A 16,976-nucleotide genomic window follows, 5' to 3' on the forward strand; every position below is an offset into this window, starting at 1 on the left:
TGTTGATGTACAACGTATTATTAGTAGACGATGAGATGTTGGATCTAGAAGGTATGAGACAATTTATTCCTTGGAATGAGCTTGGTATGGAAGTTGTGGAGGCTGCAAATAACGCGTTTACCGCGTGCGATATTTTAGACCAGCATGTGATTGATATTATCGTAAGTGATGTGAATATGCCGAATATGTCGGGTCTTGAGCTGGCCCGAATTGCCATAGAGAAAAAAAAGGATATACGCGTGATATTTGTAAGCGGTTACCAAGATTTCAGTTATGTTAAGCAAGCTTTGTCACTAAAGGCGTATAGTTACGTCCTTAAGCCCATGGATGATAGTGAACTCATTGCTGCACTTCAGAAAGTAAGGCAGGATTTAGACGATGAACGTAAGCGCCGTGATGTTGAAGAAGCCTATCAGCATATGATTCCAATGGCCAAAAATGATTTGTTAATCCGCTTATTCGAAGGAGAATGGGAAGAGGGTAGCCAGGCCGGAATGTTGTCGCTTGTGAAGTCATACGGTTTGGATAAGCTGAATTGGCCTGTTCGTGTAGCTGTCTTGGAGCTTGACTACTTCAACTGGCTTCAAGGACAGGATAATCTATCTAAACATCAAATGGCCAAGGACTTCCTTTATGAAGTGAATAGAATAGGTCAGAAGCACGGAATGCCACATTGTTACAAGGTATCGGCCTATCGGATTGCATTATTGATTAACGAGCAGGAAATGGAAAAGTTTACTGCGGATATTTACGCCTCGATTCGAGCGAAGTTTCCAGTCACAATGACTGTAGGTGTAGGCAAACCAACATTTTCTATGGAACAGATTCATATCTCCTATCGACAAGCTATGGAAGCTGTGGACGGGAAAATGTTTATTGGCAAGGGCAATCTTATTATGTATGAAACCGTTAGCAGCGAACCGGGGATGATCGATGCCCGTATGTTAGATACCCGTATGGATACGCTGTTTAAAGCGGTGAAAGAGTATGAGTTAGTTCTTATTTATGATGAGATAGACAAGTTATTCCGCTCTGTAAGTAGTTTAAGATCCAAATTCACGATTCATAATCTGGCCATGTATATCATTTGGAAGCTGGATCAGCAGTTAAAGGATGTTAGTGAGGATTTATTTGAAATTTTAAGTATGGAGATACATAGTTTAGATGTTTTACACCAATTCGATACGATCAGCGATATTCGCTCATGGCTCGTACTCAAAACGTTTGAGATCTCAGAGTACCTGCGTAGTAAATCAGATTCAGTGAACCATAAATTGATTAGAGAAATCATCCAAACGATGCAGGACAGAATGAGTGATAACTTTACGCTTAAAGATATTGCGCAGCAGTTCTCTTTCTCCCCTAACTATTTGGGTTACCTATTCAAAGAGGAAACTGGGAAAACGTTCAGCGAAGTACTTACACAGCTTCGAATGGATCAAGCAGGCAAGCTTTTAAAAGATCCGACATGCAAAATCTATGAAATCGCTAGCAAGGTAGGCTATCGGTATCTCCCTTATTTCAGCAGACAGTTCAAAGAGGCTTATGGTATGACACCTATGGAGTATCGTAAGCGCGACAAGTGATGGGGGATGATTATGAAAATGCGAAGAAGACATAAATATGTGCCGATTGGGTATAAGTTAATGCTGACGTATATGTTTTTTATTATTATTCCTATATCCTTGATAGGGTTTGTCTCTCATTCCATGTATAATGATTCATTGCGCGAACATATCAATACGAATATTAAAGGAACGTTATTGCAGATACGTGACAATATTGATTATAAAATGGACGAAGTTACTCGAATATCAACGCAATTATACAGTGATTTTGATTTTTATCGAAATCTTCGGAGTTATGAGGAAGGCTGGGAAAATTACGATCGGATGTCTAAGAAGGTGCTGCCGAAGCTTGACGTAGCTATTCAATCTACAGGTGTGAAGATAGGAATGTCGCTATTCTTAAAGAATGAATCGATCCCTGAGATCTATTCGAATTCACTTGAGGGCTATTTGGATAATAGTAGCTTTTATCATCTCTACCACATGAAACGAATTGAAGGTAAATCCTGGTACTATGATTTTCCAACTGAAAAGTACGCTGAAACTATGAAATGGTGGCAGATCGAGAGCGATGTAGAGAATAACCGCATCTCGTTGCTCCGTAGACTAATTGATACATACGAACCTCTTAAGCCTAAAGAGATAGGATTCCTGCGGATTAATGTAAGAATTCCAGATCTATTTGACAGTGTCAGTTATACGAAGATAGGAAAAGGAAGTAATTTAATTATAAAAAATGAGTTTGGAAGAACGATGTATCAATCGGGTGAACTACCGGAGAACTATACTAATGAAGCCGAACTAAATAAGGATTACCTTACGATTAAAGAAACAATTATGGTTGCTAACCAAGCATGGCAATTAATCGCGCTTGTTCCAATTGCAATCCTTGAAAAGGATGCAATGAAGGTACGTTTGTTTATTATTTTAATGTGTCTCATATGCTGTGTGGTTTTTAGCTTTGTAGGCATATTTATATCCCGTTATTTTTCGATTCGGATTAATAAGTTCGTATATGTGCTTAATGCTTATCGGGAAGGTGATCTTCACAAGCGTATAAAATATCGGGGGAAGGATGAATTCTCTCAGATAGCAACTGCGCTGAATGATATGGGTGAGAATATTGATATGTTGATTAAAGAGGTATATCTGACGCAGCTCCAGAAGAAAGAAGCGGAGCTTGAAATCCTACAATCGCAAATCAACCCACATTTCCTGTACAATACTTTGTCGTCTATTATTCAATTAGCCAAGTTTGGTCAAAATGAGAAGCTGCAGAAGATGGTACTGGAGTTAGCGAAGTTTTATCGTTTAACACTAAATGAAGGCCGTACGATGATTCCGGTTCCAACCGAAATTGAGCAAGCCAACGCCTATTTAGAAATCCAGAAAATTAAATATGGTGACCGCTTGGAGGTTATGTTTGATTTTGATACAGAGATCTGGCCTTACGAGACTATTAAACTGATTCTACAACCTTTTATCGAGAACGTGCTAAAACATGCTTGGTGCGGCGATCACATTCATTTGCGGATAGTAGGACGTAAGGAAGGCGATAGTATTCTCTTCCGAATCATTGACGACGGTATAGGCATCAGACAGGAACGGATTGATCAAATATTCGATTCGAAGGGTCATACGAACACCGGTTATGGCGTCCGTAATGTGGATCAACGGATTAAACTGCAATATGGGCCTGAGTATGGCGTAACTATTTTTAGTCGTGTCGGAATTGGCACTTCAGTTCAGATCTTGATTCCTGCTAAAAAAAGAAAGTAAGGCGCATTGTTGTTGTGTTATAGAGAAAGGGGTCTAAAGCTAGCTAGTGCTAGCTTTTAGACCCCTTGATTGTTCATGTGATAAATTTAGAAGCCTTTGTATTGAGGTTCTTCAGACTCTAATTCGGTTACCCGATTCTCTACCTGTGTTACGATTTGCTGCGTTTGCTCAGCTGCATTTGTAAATAACGTTTTTGCACTTTCGTTTTGTGTTTCAAGTGCAAATTGCTCAAGGCTCGCTTGTGCACCTTTTAAAGAAGATAAACATGTTTTTACTTGTGAGGCTACTGTCATTAGGTTTCTCTCCTCTGTTTAAAGTTTTTAGCATGACGTTTCCTATTGTCCTCAACCCCCACTTTAGTTATGCAGGAAAAAAATACAAACTTTTCAAGTAACCCGATTTCCATAAAAAAGTAGTCTAATTTAGGATTGAATAAACCGTATTTAACAAATAATGAGTGTTAATAAACAAGGGTTGATTTAAAAGGAGGGTATTTGTAATGCCGGAGTGGTTGGAGGTTGTAGTTCGAACACTCTTTGCTGTGGTAGTCCTTTTCTTATTAACGAAATTGTTGGGAAAGAGACAAGTTTCACAGCTTTCGTTCTTTGAGTACATTACGGGAATAACCATCGGTAGCTTGGCCGCCTACATTTCTATGGACACGGATAAGTATTGGCATTTGGGCCTGATTGCACTTGTGGTTTGGGTGGCCTGTTCGCTTGGTATTGAATTTGTTCAGACCAAGAGTAAGAAAGCAAGAGATTTTATTGATTTTAAGGCTACTGTACTTATTAAGGACGGTAAAATACTCGAAGATAATATGAAAAAGGAACTCTTGACTACAGATGAATTATTAGCGAAACTTCGTGCTAAAGATGTATTCAACATATCTGAAGTTGAGTTTGCGATTATGGAGTCTGACGGAGCGATAAATATTCTGCTTAAGAAGGAGTATCTCCCGCTATCGGCAAAGGATCTGGGCGTGAGGGTAGCCCCACAGAAAGAATCACAAGCTGTCATCATGGATGGGAAAGTATTAGATAAACCGCTAGACACCTTAAATCTGACACGCAGCTGGCTTGATGGAGCGCTTGAGAAAATGGGGCTAACCGTCGAGAATGTATTTCTCGGGCAAGTTGATTCTTACGGTGAGCTGACGGTCGATTTGTATGCTGATAACTTTAAAGTTCCACAGCCACAAGATAAACCACAATTATATGCTTTGCTCAAAAAATGTGAAGCGGATCTGGAAATGTTCAGTTTGTCGACAGATAATGAAAAAGCAAAAAAAATGTATGAACAGTGCTCAGAGCAATTGCAAGCATCTTTGAAAGTGCTAAAGCCTTTAATCCAAAGTTGATGGGCTAACAAACCTCATACAAAAACACGAAAGAACCGGTTATTCATTCCGGTTCTTTCTTTGTCTGCAGCTAAATGGAGTAGAAAGTATAAACCTGGTAAACCATTGGCAAACTAAGCCAGATTGATACAACGCAAAAAAAGGAGGTATACAGCCAATGTCAGGAATTTTAGAGACCATTAAAGATCAACTGGTGGGAAGCAGTGATACGGTGTATCAGAACATTTCTGTTCATGGGCATACTTGTCAGTTGATCTATTTACCCTCCATCATCGATTCTAAGACACTTCATGAAAGTATTGCATTACCGCTAATTACAGAAGCCAATGCAAAGTTAGAATGGCCTGACTTCTTAGAACGGTTAGATCAAGGCGTTGTTTTTCCAATCTCGTATTTTAAGATGTATGACCTACAAAAGATTGTAGATTTGATCGTTGCAGGGAAAGTAGTGCTTTATATAGAGGATCTTCCTTATGTTTATTATTTTGAAATTACCCAATATCAAAAAAGATCAGTGACCGAATCACAAAACGAACTTGTAGTGATTGGTCCCCAAGAGGCTTTCATTGAAGATATTGAAACGAATCTCTCTTTGATTCGACATAAAATTAAACATCCGGATCTAAAAACCATGCATTATTCAATTGGGAAATATACAAAAACTGATGTGTATGTGGTCTATATTGAAGGACTTTACAAAAAAGAAGTTCTAGCTGAGATTAAACAGAAACTCGATGAAATAGATATTGACGGGATACTGGGTATTAGTTACCTATCGGAACATTTGAGAAAGGGAAACTTCACCCCTTTTCCGGTATTTCAATATACAGAACGCCCTGACTCAGTAGCGGCTTCGCTGATGGAAGGTCGGGTCGGAATCTTACAAGACGGAACACCAACCGCGATGATTGCACCGACATCCCTTTTTACAATGCTGCAATCCTCTGAGGATTATTACCAAAACTTTTATGCGGCAAGCTGGATTCGTATTGTTCGATTTATGTTCTCAATCATATCCATGATTCTTCCATCACTTTATGTAGCGATTACAACCTTTCATCCTCAAATCATTCCACCGAATCTGTTAATTACCATTGCTTCAGCGAGAGAGAACATTCCATTCTCAGCGCTTACCGAGGCTTTAATTATGGAGCTAACCTTTGAAGCGCTTAGAGAGGCTGGGACTAGAATTCCAAAGCCTGTTGGGCAGACGGTTTCAATTATTGGGGGTATCGTTATTGGTCAGGCTGCGGTCCAAGCAGGAATTGTATCTGCACCAATGGTTATTGTTGTTTCTATTACTGGAATTGCCACTTATATCATCCCCCATTATGAGCTTGGTCTGACTTTCCGGCTACTTCGTTTCCCGTTACTGATTATGGGTGGAACCATGGGGCTGCTCGGGGTATATATTACAGCTTTTTTGATTTATGGACATTTAGCTAATTTAAGGCCGTTAGGTGCTCCATATTTGCAACCCGTTGCCCCATTTGTGTTACAGGACTGGAAGGATACATTAGCCCGCTTTCCCTCGAACTTTATGACGAAACGCAGCAACCTCTATACAGATAGGAATAAAAGGAGACAGAAAGAGAAATGAGAATCCTGAAGATAGGAGTGATTCTAATCTTGCTCCTAAATATAACAGGCTGCTGGTCGTCAAAGGTAGAATTGGATGAACTAACATTTGTATACGGAATGTTTATTGATGAAGGCAAAGAACAAGGTACTATTGAAATTACGATTAACTCACCCTTGCCCAATCGGCTTAACGCAGCTGGACAACCTTCAAGTGGCGGAGGAGGAGACGGGAAAACTTATTCTACAGTTTCTAAGACCTCAGGAACGATTGCAGACGCTATGTTGTTAATTCAAAAAGATTTAACACGTAAACTTAGTCTTGCTCAATTAAAAGTAATTGTCTTAGGGAAAACCTTTGCTGAACAAGGCATAAGTGAACTATTGCTATGGATTGAAAGAGAACCTAGTCTTCCTCTGGGTGCGTATGTTATGGCTAGCCCCGGAAGTGCCAAAGAAATGAGTACACTAGCACCTATTTACGAGCAATTGCCTTCGGATGTACTAAAGAACTTTGGATCAGAGAGATATTTGTTTTCTACTACGGTTAAGGATTGCTTGTTTGCAGAAGCATCAGGTGTTGGTTTTGCTATAAACAATCTTTCCTTTGGTAAAAAAGAAGAAGCAGCATCTAAGGATGGAAAACCGGAGTATTGGGCAGGAATCCAAGGGGCAATGCTTTTTCAAAAAGATAAGATGAAAGGAGTTCTTAAGCTTAAAGAGGGAAGGGCCTTAGCTTGGGCGGCAGGCAGTCTTAAGCTGGCAGTTTACTCCGTCGATTGGGATGAGGGCAATGGTGGCGCAAGTGTTATATTTGTAAGCACGAAATCATCAAAGAAGGTAAATCAAACGGATAATGGTCCTGTGTTTACAGTGAATTTAAAGGGGAAAGCTAGTGTTATTTATTTAAGGGACCCTAAGAATAGGGATGCAGAGGAACTCGGCCAAATTATCATTGCAAAGCTTAAAGAGAAAGTCTCTGATCATCTTACCGAAGCTATTCGTAATACCCAAAAAGCAGGTGCCGATATTCTACAGCTCGGATTGTTACTGGAATGGAACGATCCAAAGCAATGGAAGCAAGTTAGAGAGCGCTGGGATAATTATTACGCTCAAGAGGCTGATATTAAGGTGAAGACAGATTTTAGCATTGTGGATTTTGGAACAGCAAAATAAGACGTTTAGAGGGAGAAGTTATGCGAACATCGAAATGGCAGCTGTTCCGTTTTTTCATTATTTTCTTCAGCTCTCAAACCACTATTTTTTTGATTCCGACTCTAATTGCTACTTCATCCTATCAAGGCTGGATTGCATTAATAGTGGGGTCATTATTAGGGTTGATCTTATTGTGGTTTACTTTTTACGTCGGTATGTTGCGCCCTAATCAAGCGTGGGTTAGCTTTGGAAAAGAGATCATAGGTAAATGGCCACACAAGTTCATGCTTCTATTGCTCTTAAGCTGGTGTGTTTATTATGCATCTTATGATATTGAGAACTTTGTGTTATTCTTTGGTTCTAATTATTTGAGAGGAACTCCGCCTCTGTTTATTCAATGTGTAATTGGGCTAGTGATTATGTATACGGCAAGTTTAGGCTTTACAACGATAGCGTATATGGCGGATGGTCTTTTTCTTGTTTTTTTCATCACGATGATCATTTTATTTAATTTATTTCTACCGAATGCGGACTTCAATATGCTGCCAGCCTTCATTCATTATCATGATCCCGGGATTGCCCTGAAAGACTCTATTGTAGTCATGTCATGGTTTGGAGAATGGATTGTCCTCTTGTTTGTTGTGCCCGATCTGAAGCTTGAAGCGAAGATGCTTAAAAGATTAGTATTAACGGGGGTATTTGTCCTAGTCACTGTCTTAATTGGTTGGTCACTGACGATGATGAGTTTTGGTCCACATTTGGGTCAGCAACTGCAATATCCTTTCCTTGAATTGGTGCGTAGCTCCAAACAAGATAATTTGCTAGGTAATTCGGATCCGCTCTTAATTGGAATATGGTCATCTTCTATGTTCATTCACAGCTCTTTTCTTATTTACGTAGCCTCTAGATGTGTATCGGGCTTGTTTAATACAAAAGCTAGAAAAATGTACATTCCCTTCTTAACAATAGCTTCAATATCGATAGCTTTTTTATATTCACGACACATAGGCAGTTATTATAAACACTATAATAGTTATGCTATTGTTGTCATTTGGCTAATTGTTGAAAGCATCCCGATCTATTATGCCATCACGGCTTACTTTCGATATCGGAATAAACCTGCGAGGTAAATGAAAACAGAGAGGGAAATCTAGGTGCTGCCTTTTTAATTGGCAGGGCCTTTTCTTGTGAATTATATATTGGATACACTTTCTGTTATGATGAAAGGAATTATTACAATAATTTCCTCAGATTGGATGGTGCATTTACATGAATCTTCAAGAAGTTACCGAACTCATCAAATCTATTAGAACCAATCTAGCTAGAGTCATTGTTGGAAAAGAGGATGGAGTAGATCTGCTACTAACCGCATTACTTGCGAATGGCCATGTTCTGCTGGAAGATGTTCCGGGTACTGGTAAAACCTTGCTAGCCAAAGTCCTTGCAAAATCTTTAGATTGTACATTTAAGCGTATACAATTTACACCAGATTTGCTGCCTTCAGATTTAAGCGGGATTAATTTTTATAATCAAAAGACAGGTGAATTTCAGTTTAGACCAGGTCCAGTATTTGCGAATATTTTATTGGCTGATGAAATTAACCGTGCAACACCAAGAACACAATCCAGTCTGCTGGAATGTATGGAGGAGCGGCAAATCACGATCGATGGTGTGACTCATGGTCTTGATGCACCTTTTCTCGTTATTGCTACTCAGAATCCGATTGATAACCAGGGCACTTTTCCGTTGCCCGAAGCTCAATTAGATAGATTTCTGATGCGGATTACTACGGGTTATCCTTCATTTGACGAAGGGATTCATATTTTACAGCGTTTCCGTGAGAATAATCCGCTTGAAGAGACTTTTGCTGTGGCTAGCGCTCAAGATATTCAAGCTGCACAGCATTTGGCCGCTTCTGTGAGTATTAGTGATGATTTGCTAGCCTATATCGTTCGGATTACGGAAGCTACTCGTAAATCTACGGCAGTAAAACTAGGGGCGAGCCCACGTGCAAGCGGAGCATTGCTCAGATCATCTCAAGGATATGCTCTAATTCAAGGTAGATCTTACGTTACACCAGATGATATTAAAGCCGTAGCTGTTCCGGTGCTTGCACATCGTCTACTGCTTCATCGTGGATTAGGTTCAAAAGAGGGTCAGGCCGCAGAAATTGTGATACAAGTGCTTCGTGAGGTAGAAGTGCCAACAGAACTTGTTGCGTCCTTAAGAGGCGGAAAGGTGGAATGAGCTATGGCGTTGCCTTGGTTCATTTTTATTACAATAGCGCTCCTGTTCCTACTTGCCGTGATCTATGAACGGAATGGTCTGAAAGCGCTTAGTTACACTCGGTATTTCTCGACGAAAGTCGCTTATGAAGGGGATAACCTTGAGATGATTGAGGAGATCGTGAATGCAAAGCTCCTGCCCTTACCTTGGCTTCGACTGGAATCTAGTATTGCCAGAGGCTTGGCATTTGGAAGTCAGGATAATCTCGGCATTAGCACGGGTGAAATCTACCAGAATCATATCAGCTTGTTCTTTCTTAAATCTTACCGTCATATTAAACGGCGGCATCAAGTAACTTGCGAGCGGCGCGGGATATACCGTTTGGAATCGGTCACCATGACCACTGGAGATCCCTTTGGATTGATCCGGAAAAATAAAACGTATCCTCTCCAATTAGAGTTATTAGTTTATCCTAATTTGTTGAATTTAGACGATCTTCCGCTTCCGATACATAGCTGGCTGGGTGAACTTCCAGTGAAAAGATGGATCGTAGAAGATCCTTTCCTGACTGCAGGTATTCGCGAGTATAGCTCAGGAGATTCTATGGGGCTTATAAACTGGAAGGCAACAGCGCGCACAGGGACTATGCAGGTGCATAAGAAAGATTACACTGCGGATTCCAGGCTCGTCATTTGTTTGAATATAGAGGACAGTGATTCCATGTGGAGAGCGGTAACAGATGTTGAACGTATCGAGCAAGGGATACGGTATGCAGCCACTATTGCCGAATACGCCATGCGCCATGGAATTGAGACGGGATTTATCTGTAACGGCAGATTGGATAACGGGGGCGAAAGAGATCCTGTTGAAGCAGAATCTATGGCTGAGCTGGAAGACTTGCTAGAGCTGTTAGCGAAACTGGAGCTAGATAGAACGCTTCCTATGAGTCGATTGCTAGCCATGCAGGCCGAGAGTGGAATAAATGATACAGACTTTCTGATCATTAGCTGTCATAGAGGAGCACAATTACAAGAGGCTGCTGACCTCTTATTGGTGTTGGGCAATGGTGTAGAATGGCTGGATATTCCGGAACAGGGAGGAGAGAGCGCATGAAACTTCCGTTATCTGGTTACGTATGGAATACGGTCAAACTCTGGATATTCTCCATCCTAGAACTATTATTAGTTTTACCTGTATGGATTCTGTTTCAGGTTTATGTACTACCCAAGCAAGTTGAACCTATGTGGCTGACCGCCATACCACTAATATCATTAGTAGGTATTCTGCTACGAAAACAATGTAGTGTTAGATGGAAGCAGCTGCTGTCAGCTCTAATTCTTGGGACGGTGGTTGGGGCTTTGTCAGCAGGAAGTCTGTCTATCGAGAGTCTGCCTTTAGGTGTCGCAGGTTTTATATGCGCTTTTCTCGGTATGACTGCTGACTCTAGAGAACAATCCAGTAAGAAGTATTGGATAGGTATGGTAATCTATTTTGTTGCGACCATTGTCTTTGGGAGAATTACCGATTTGGAGGAGAGTGTTACACTCCTGACCTGGTGCGGTAGTTTGTGTCTATTGCTCACATTATTTATTTATAATAGTAGTTATTTACAATATAGTACGCTTTCTCAAGAGGGCAAAGCTTTGCCAAAAGGATTACAAAGGTATAATCGTATTTATGTCATTGGAATAGGAATTGTTGCGGCAGTGTTAGCGGCGGGAGTCGGAAAAGCTATAGGGACACTGCTATGGAATATGGTACGTTCGTTCTTCGGATGGATTAGTAATTTATTCTCAGGGTCAAGTGAGCCGCTACCTCCGCCCGTAGAACAGCCTCAAGCGAGTCCGGAACTACCTTTTGTTGGAGATGAAAAGCCTGGTCTACTAGCTGCTATATTAGATGTTGCTTTATATGTTGCTGGAGCAGTGTTATTGGTCGTTGCAGCTTATTATGGACTTCGGTGGTTGTATAGAAATGCCGGCGGGAAATTAAAGAGATCCATGGATGCCTTGTTATCCATGCTGCGCAGAGAGCATACTCCAAAGGACAATACAACTTATCTTGATGAGGAAAAAAGTGTATTTACATGGGAACAAACGCTTCAAGGTCTTAAGGATTTCTGGAGTACTCGCCTTACACCAAGACATCGAAAAGACCGCTGGGAGCAGATGAATAGTGAAACGGAACGTGTTCGTTGGTTATATCGGCGTTGGCTTCATTTGAAGCACGATCATGGTTATGAAGTTAAGAGTTATCTTACGCCGAAGGAAACAGAAGACGATATTATAAAATGGATTGCTCTTAACAAGGTTAAACATAAGGCCGAAGAACGTACGGTTAATACGTCGAATTCATTAATTGAATTATATGAAAAAGTTAGATATGGAGAAGAAAAACCTTCTGCGGATGATGTGGCTGCATTGAAAGATGAATTGAAATTATAGAATAGAATATTCTTCAAATTCGTGTAAATAGGAACAAATAGGTTACAAACGCTTCAAAAGTGTTACAACATGGATACAATTGGATTTGCAGTTACTACTATAATAATTCTAGCAAAATACTCGTGGAGGGAAGTAAATGAGAAAGCATAGCAGTACATATGTTGTTTTACTAATAAGTACCTTTGTCATCAGTCAACTGACTGGCCATACAGCTTCAGCGGCATCCGCTAATGCTGTTCGTACCAATCCAGCTGTAGCTGCGGCGACAGTAACACCCCCTAGCAATCTGGGTTCCATTTCTTTAGGTGCAAATATCAAAGCTACATTAGAAGATGTCAATGTTTGGTCACAACCTGGTGGGAATATTTTAACCTATACCCTGAATTATTCGAATGGGAGCAGTAAAAACGCAAACCTAATGTACTATTTTTCGAGAGTGACGACGCCAGGGGGTTCTGTTATTCCAGGTAACCCTCTGAGCGCTGACGCGGCTAAGAAGAAGATTGGTGCTAAAGAAAGCTTGCGGGTTACATATTACGTCAACATAGGCAAGACCAATTCTTTAAAAGGGATTAAGATTCCCATGTATGTATGGGATTCCAAAACCAAAGGTTATTTAAAGCATGCAGGAAGTTTTACTGTGCCAGCTAATTATTCCCCAACTGCCGTAAATGGAAAAAATGTTAGCACCACAATGAATGACATTCCTGTCATCGCCAAAAGTGAGTCCTTGGAGCTCTATAAATATAATGGGAAAGTTTATGCCAAGGTGGGAATAAGCCTGACTAATAAGGGCAGCAAGGTACTCAGTGATCCGGGTTATGCGGCTTATTTACTCTCTGCAGGTGGCAGCTCGTATGAATTAGCACTTGATCGTTCTCAGATTAGTTACAAGATTCAGCCGCAGGAGAAGAAGATTATCTATTATCTTGCCGAGATTCCTCCTTATATGAAGACGGACAATATGAAGCTGCAATTTACGCAAAAAGATGAAGCACTGAAGCTAGAGATCGCTAAATCTTCGTACAAGCTGCCAGCAGCTACAACACCTAACTTGGTGGTAGGTAAAGGTGTGACCAAGAAAATCACCATTAATAATAATCCGATAGAAACTCAGTTAAACAACGCAAACGTATACGCTGAGAATAATAAAGGGATTTGGACCTTCCAGCTTCGAGTGAAAAATGTAGGGAAGACGACAGTTACGCTGCCAACTTATGAGCTTGCCGTTAAATCTTCAACAGGGACAGCCTTTCCGATCAATGCGAAGGGATTAAGCGGCTTAACTATAAAGCCTTTGGAGGAAAAAATCATTCCGCTTACCGCACAAATTCCGCTTGAGGTTGAGCAGAGTTCGCTGCAATTGCAAATGATAGAGGCTGTTTCAGCTCCAGCTAATCCAGATTCGGGCAGTGCAGGTGAGGGAACTGGATCTGAAGGGAATAATGTAAGTACGGGCAATACAGCCAAGCTGACAGTACCCGTTGCTTACTACACAATTTCCTATACGCTACGACCCGAGATTCAACAAGGCGTGGAGTATAGCGCATCGAATGAATACGGCTCTTTCACTTATAACTTGCTGTCATTACAGCGTTTTCCTTGGAAAGATGATGATATCGTTGTTGCAAGAATAAATATTAAGAATTCCCAATCGGTGGCATTAACGCTTCCAGAATTAAAAGGATCTGTCCAGGTAGACAATGATGATGTATCTTCTTCAACAGAACTGTTTATGGACAAGGAAACCTCGATCATTGCGCCAGGAAAAAATGCGGAGATCTATGTATTTGCCAAAATCCCTTATACGCAAGAGTTCGATAAATTAAAAGTGAACCTCTTTACAACGGTAAAAGAAGAGAAGAGCTCGTTCCTATCGCTTAGCACGAACAGTACGATGAATGCTGTAGCGACTATTGAACGTGGGGGAAGTTATGCAATTACCGGTAAAGGCAAGAACGCTAGTGTTCAAGAGAACAAAACCATTATTTATGAAGGTCTCAATTCTAATATCGTATATACAGAACTACTGCTTAGCAGTGAGGAAAAAAGACAAAGCAAAATGGCTCGCCTTCAGGGTTACTTTAAAACGGGAGATGGCCAGCTATTCGAAGCAACAGTGAATCAGCCAGATACTTCAGCTACACCGGGTGGTAAGCAATTAATTACGTACTGGGCAAAATTGCCAAAATCCGTTATTCCATCAGACGTTAGTATGTATCTAGGTCCAGGGATTACTGGAAATAAGCTGTCTGAACCTGGGCAGGAACCAACTGGGTTCATTAACATTGCTTCATTGAGTCTAAATCCAGTTTCTACTCCACCGGAGAATAACTTGACGAAGGTTGCGCTATATCCGTACACGATGTCTGTTCTAAGTTCGGAAGGGCGATCGATGCAAGGTAGTAACACAATAGATATCGTTATGAATTATAACCTTCTTCGTGACAGTACCTATGACATGGGAACCTTCACCCATAAGCTGGTGCTCAAAATGACAGATCCATATGGTCTATCACAGGAACGAAGCTTGAACATCGGGACTGAACTTCTCGAAGGAAATAACAACTCGTATACTGCAACCTTTACCAATAATATGTATAAAAACTTGTCAGGTGGCGCCTACAGAATCACGCTGTATGATGAGTTCCAAGGAGAACGGATCGAGCTGGCCAGCCAGGCATATAGCATAAAGATCGATAGATCAGTAACTGAGAAGTAAGAATTCATATCTATTAATGTACGAGAAGGAGCAGCTCCAATGTTGCGAGTGGAAAATGTAACGCATTCTTTTAAGAATGGTAATGAAACGACGGCAGTCCTTCATCAAATAGATTTTTCTGTGAAAAAGGGGGAGATGGTTGCATTACTGGGGAGCTCGGGTTCCGGTAAGTCAACCATGCTCAACCTGATGGCAGGTCTGATGAAGCCTACGGAAGGCCACATTTACATTGCTGACCAAGATATTGTGAAGATGAGCGAAAACAAGCTATCTGAATTTCGTAGGAAGCATATCGGGTTTATCTTTCAAGCTTATGAGCTGATTACTAGCTTGACTGTCCGGGAAAATGTTGAGTTGCCGCTTGTATTCCAATCCGTTTCACCATCAATACGTAAGCAAAAAGCTCTGGCCTTGCTGGAAGGGGTCGGCATTCCGGATAAAGCCGACCTGTTCCCTTCACAGTTGTCTGGCGGACAGCAGCAGCGGGTCAGTATTGCACGTTCCTTGATCACAGAACCGTCCGTTATTTTCGCAGATGAACCGACCGGAAATCTGGACTCAAAGACAGAAGAGGAAATTATCAATATCCTGCTTAACCTGAACAAGAAGATGAAGACCACCTTCATCGTAGTAACACATGAGCTCAAAGTTGCTGAACAAATGCAACGGATTTTCACGCTTCAGGACGGATATATGATTACTGAGAAACCAACTTCTTCGGATACAGAACTCGAAGGGGGGGAACGCATTGAGGATTAGTGATATTTCACGTTTGGCTTGGGAACAAGTCAAACGACGGAAAGTTGTCACAGGTCTTTGTATGGCAGGTATATCGATTGGCTGTGCTGCTATTATTGTTGCTTTAAGTATAGGAGATTCCGCACAAAGCTATACGGAGCGGGAAATTAACCGGAATTTCAAAATGGATGAAATAACGGTGACTCCGAACAGCGGCATCCCTTCACAAGGGGGAGGGGGTGGAGCTTCTGCTTCTGATGCAAAGCTCGATCCCGGCAGGCTGACGGCTCAGAAACTTGAAATTGTCCAAAGCCTGCGGCATGTTACCGCAGCAGCACCTTTTCAAGAGCTTGGCTACATACAAATGACTACTATCGATAATAAAATTACAGATGTACAGCTTATCGGAACGGACCTTCGGTTGCTAACGAAATACGACAAGAAGTTCAAGCAAGGTGGTCCATCTGATTTGATTGGAATGGCAGTGCTAAACTATGGAGCAACTGTAGGGTTGATAGATATCGAGACTCGGCAACGTCTTTTTGAACAGCTGAATTCAGATCCGTATAATAATAAAATTATGGAACAATACAACAGTTTAAGCATGCTTCCGTCGGATATGTACAAACAACAGGTTCAATTACAATCATATGACCCTGCTTCTCAAAGTGGACAGTCCTTAGTCAGCTCACCCATTCAAATTGTTGGGATATTGGATACTGGGGGGAACCCTGATATGGCGATGTACGACAAGAAGATGTACGTGTCGTTAGAGACGGGTGAGCGGCTAGTAGAACAACTGAAACTAATGAATGGAACCGTTGGGCAGAAGGGTGTTTATAACTCAGCCATTGTAAAGGTCGACAATACTGACAATATTGTGCAAGTGGAGAAGCTTATCCAGAAACTCACACTAAATACAAGTACGAATTTGTATCAAAAAGAGGCGATGGCGTCTACTTTCAGTATGTTCAAAAAAGCAGCGCTTGGTATTGGTATATTCATTTTAATTATTGCTTCGATCTCGATCATTGTTGCGATGACCATGTCCACCCATCAGCGTCGTCGCCAGATCGGTATTATGAAGGTGCTAGGCGCCAATATGGGGCAAATCAGAAATATGTTCATTACAGAGGCGGCATTGCTCGGTATGCTTGGTGGGCTGCTCGGTATAGGCTTTTCGTACTTGATTGTGTTTGGCATAAATAAGCTGATTGGTTCCACAGGAGGAATGGGGATGGGTGAGCCCTTAGTAATCACTATTCCTCTGATGACCCTTCCAATAGGGATCGCATTTGCGGTAATGACAGGCGTACTATCGGGAATCTATCCGGCGATCAGCGCATCCAGAACAAATGCGCTCACGGCGATAAAACGGGATTAGCTATTTTTTTAGTTGAAAGGAA

The 16,976-nt window shown here is 41.2% G+C and carries 13 protein-coding genes; 12 read left to right on the top strand and 1 reads right to left on the bottom strand.

The annotated features are described in order from the left end of the window. Nucleotides 1-5 precede the first annotated feature (5 nt). Both CA598_RS07195 and CA598_RS07200 read left to right on the top strand, forming a co-directional pair. On the top strand, nucleotides 6-1,586 hold the full coding sequence (locus CA598_RS07195) for a response regulator transcription factor (protein ID WP_094876063.1): 1,581 nt from the start codon (nucleotides 6-8) through the stop codon (nucleotides 1,584-1,586). Nucleotides 1,587-1,598: 12 nt separating this feature from the next. Further along, the gene (locus tag CA598_RS07200) at nucleotides 1,599-3,347 is read left to right on the top strand and encodes a sensor histidine kinase (protein WP_094876064.1); all 1,749 of its coding nucleotides are present in this window, start codon (nucleotides 1,599-1,601) and stop codon (nucleotides 3,345-3,347) included. 86 nt (nucleotides 3,348-3,433) lie between these two features. Here the strand turns inward: CA598_RS07200 and CA598_RS07205 are convergent, their stop codons facing one another. Further along, nucleotides 3,434-3,640, bottom strand: coding sequence for a DUF1657 domain-containing protein (locus CA598_RS07205; RefSeq protein WP_036678243.1), 207 nt, complete (start codon nucleotides 3,638-3,640; stop codon nucleotides 3,434-3,436). Nucleotides 3,641-3,846: 206 nt separating this feature from the next. Here CA598_RS07205 and CA598_RS07210 point away from each other — a divergent pair, with 206 nt between their 5' ends. The 10 genes from CA598_RS07210 (at nucleotide 3,847) to CA598_RS07255 (ending at nucleotide 16,954) form a co-directional block, all read left to right on the top strand. Beyond that, nucleotides 3,847-4,707, top strand: a complete 861-nt coding sequence (locus CA598_RS07210; RefSeq protein WP_094876065.1) for a DUF421 domain-containing protein — start codon at nucleotides 3,847-3,849, stop codon at nucleotides 4,705-4,707. 157 nt (nucleotides 4,708-4,864) lie between these two features. Further along, nucleotides 4,865-6,307: a spore germination protein gene (locus tag CA598_RS07215; protein WP_094876066.1), complete on the top strand. Its 1,443-nt coding sequence runs from the start codon at nucleotides 4,865-4,867 to the stop codon at nucleotides 6,305-6,307. Then, the gene (locus CA598_RS07220) at nucleotides 6,304-7,461 is read left to right on the top strand and encodes a Ger(x)C family spore germination protein (RefSeq protein ID WP_094876067.1); all 1,158 of its coding nucleotides are present in this window, start codon (nucleotides 6,304-6,306) and stop codon (nucleotides 7,459-7,461) included. Before CA598_RS07215 ends, CA598_RS07220 begins: the two co-directional genes overlap by 4 nt. Before the next feature lie 20 nt (nucleotides 7,462-7,481). Beyond that, a complete protein-coding gene (locus tag CA598_RS07225; protein ID WP_094876068.1) occupies nucleotides 7,482-8,570 on the top strand; it encodes a GerAB/ArcD/ProY family transporter in 1,089 nt (362 codons plus the stop codon). Nucleotides 8,571-8,709: 139 nt separating this feature from the next. Further along, the gene (locus tag CA598_RS07230) at nucleotides 8,710-9,687 is read left to right on the top strand and encodes an AAA family ATPase (protein WP_094876069.1); all 978 of its coding nucleotides are present in this window, start codon (nucleotides 8,710-8,712) and stop codon (nucleotides 9,685-9,687) included. Nucleotides 9,688-9,690: 3 nt separating this feature from the next. Then, entirely contained in the window at nucleotides 9,691-10,779 is a 1,089-nt protein-coding gene (locus CA598_RS07235; RefSeq protein ID WP_094876070.1) for a DUF58 domain-containing protein, read from the top strand. Then, nucleotides 10,776-12,110, top strand: a complete 1,335-nt coding sequence (locus tag CA598_RS07240) for a hypothetical protein (RefSeq protein WP_094876071.1) — start codon at nucleotides 10,776-10,778, stop codon at nucleotides 12,108-12,110. Before CA598_RS07235 ends, CA598_RS07240 begins: the two co-directional genes overlap by 4 nt. 136 nt (nucleotides 12,111-12,246) lie before the next feature. Further along, a complete protein-coding gene (locus CA598_RS07245) occupies nucleotides 12,247-14,832 on the top strand; it encodes a hypothetical protein (RefSeq protein WP_094876072.1) in 2,586 nt (861 codons plus the stop codon). A gap of 39 nt (nucleotides 14,833-14,871) precedes the next feature. After that, a complete protein-coding gene (locus tag CA598_RS07250; RefSeq protein WP_094869825.1) occupies nucleotides 14,872-15,591 on the top strand; it encodes an ABC transporter ATP-binding protein in 720 nt (239 codons plus the stop codon). After that, nucleotides 15,581-16,954 (top strand): ABC transporter permease, encoded by a 1,374-nt coding sequence (locus CA598_RS07255; protein WP_179283610.1) that lies wholly within the window; start codon nucleotides 15,581-15,583, stop codon nucleotides 16,952-16,954. The genes CA598_RS07250 and CA598_RS07255 overlap by 11 nt, the downstream gene beginning before the upstream one ends. Nucleotides 16,955-16,976 lie beyond the last annotated feature (22 nt).

This window comes from Paenibacillus sp. VTT E-133291, from assembly GCF_002264395.1.
GTDB classification, from domain to species: Bacteria; Bacillota; Bacilli; order Paenibacillales; family Paenibacillaceae; genus Paenibacillus_AQ; species Paenibacillus_AQ nitricinens.

What these genes read in the sequence shown, in the direction of transcription:
- CA598_RS07195 (WP_094876063.1), top strand. Translation starts at nt 6, where the DNA reads ATGTACAACGTATTATTAGTAGACGATGAGATGTTGGATCTAGAAGGT.
- CA598_RS07200 (WP_094876064.1), top strand. Translation starts at nt 1,599, where the DNA reads ATGAAAATGCGAAGAAGACATAAATATGTGCCGATTGGGTATAAGTTA.
- CA598_RS07205 (WP_036678243.1), bottom strand. Translation starts at nt 3,640, where the DNA reads ATGACAGTAGCCTCACAAGTAAAAACATGTTTATCTTCTTTAAAAGGT.
- CA598_RS07210 (WP_094876065.1), top strand. Translation starts at nt 3,847, where the DNA reads ATGCCGGAGTGGTTGGAGGTTGTAGTTCGAACACTCTTTGCTGTGGTA.
- CA598_RS07215 (WP_094876066.1), top strand. Translation starts at nt 4,865, where the DNA reads ATGTCAGGAATTTTAGAGACCATTAAAGATCAACTGGTGGGAAGCAGT.
- CA598_RS07220 (WP_094876067.1), top strand. Translation starts at nt 6,304, where the DNA reads ATGAGAATCCTGAAGATAGGAGTGATTCTAATCTTGCTCCTAAATATA.
- CA598_RS07225 (WP_094876068.1), top strand. Translation starts at nt 7,482, where the DNA reads ATGCGAACATCGAAATGGCAGCTGTTCCGTTTTTTCATTATTTTCTTC.
- CA598_RS07230 (WP_094876069.1), top strand. Translation starts at nt 8,710, where the DNA reads ATGAATCTTCAAGAAGTTACCGAACTCATCAAATCTATTAGAACCAAT.
- CA598_RS07235 (WP_094876070.1), top strand. Translation starts at nt 9,691, where the DNA reads ATGGCGTTGCCTTGGTTCATTTTTATTACAATAGCGCTCCTGTTCCTA.
- CA598_RS07240 (WP_094876071.1), top strand. Translation starts at nt 10,776, where the DNA reads ATGAAACTTCCGTTATCTGGTTACGTATGGAATACGGTCAAACTCTGG.
- CA598_RS07245 (WP_094876072.1), top strand. Translation starts at nt 12,247, where the DNA reads ATGAGAAAGCATAGCAGTACATATGTTGTTTTACTAATAAGTACCTTT.
- CA598_RS07250 (WP_094869825.1), top strand. Translation starts at nt 14,872, where the DNA reads ATGTTGCGAGTGGAAAATGTAACGCATTCTTTTAAGAATGGTAATGAA.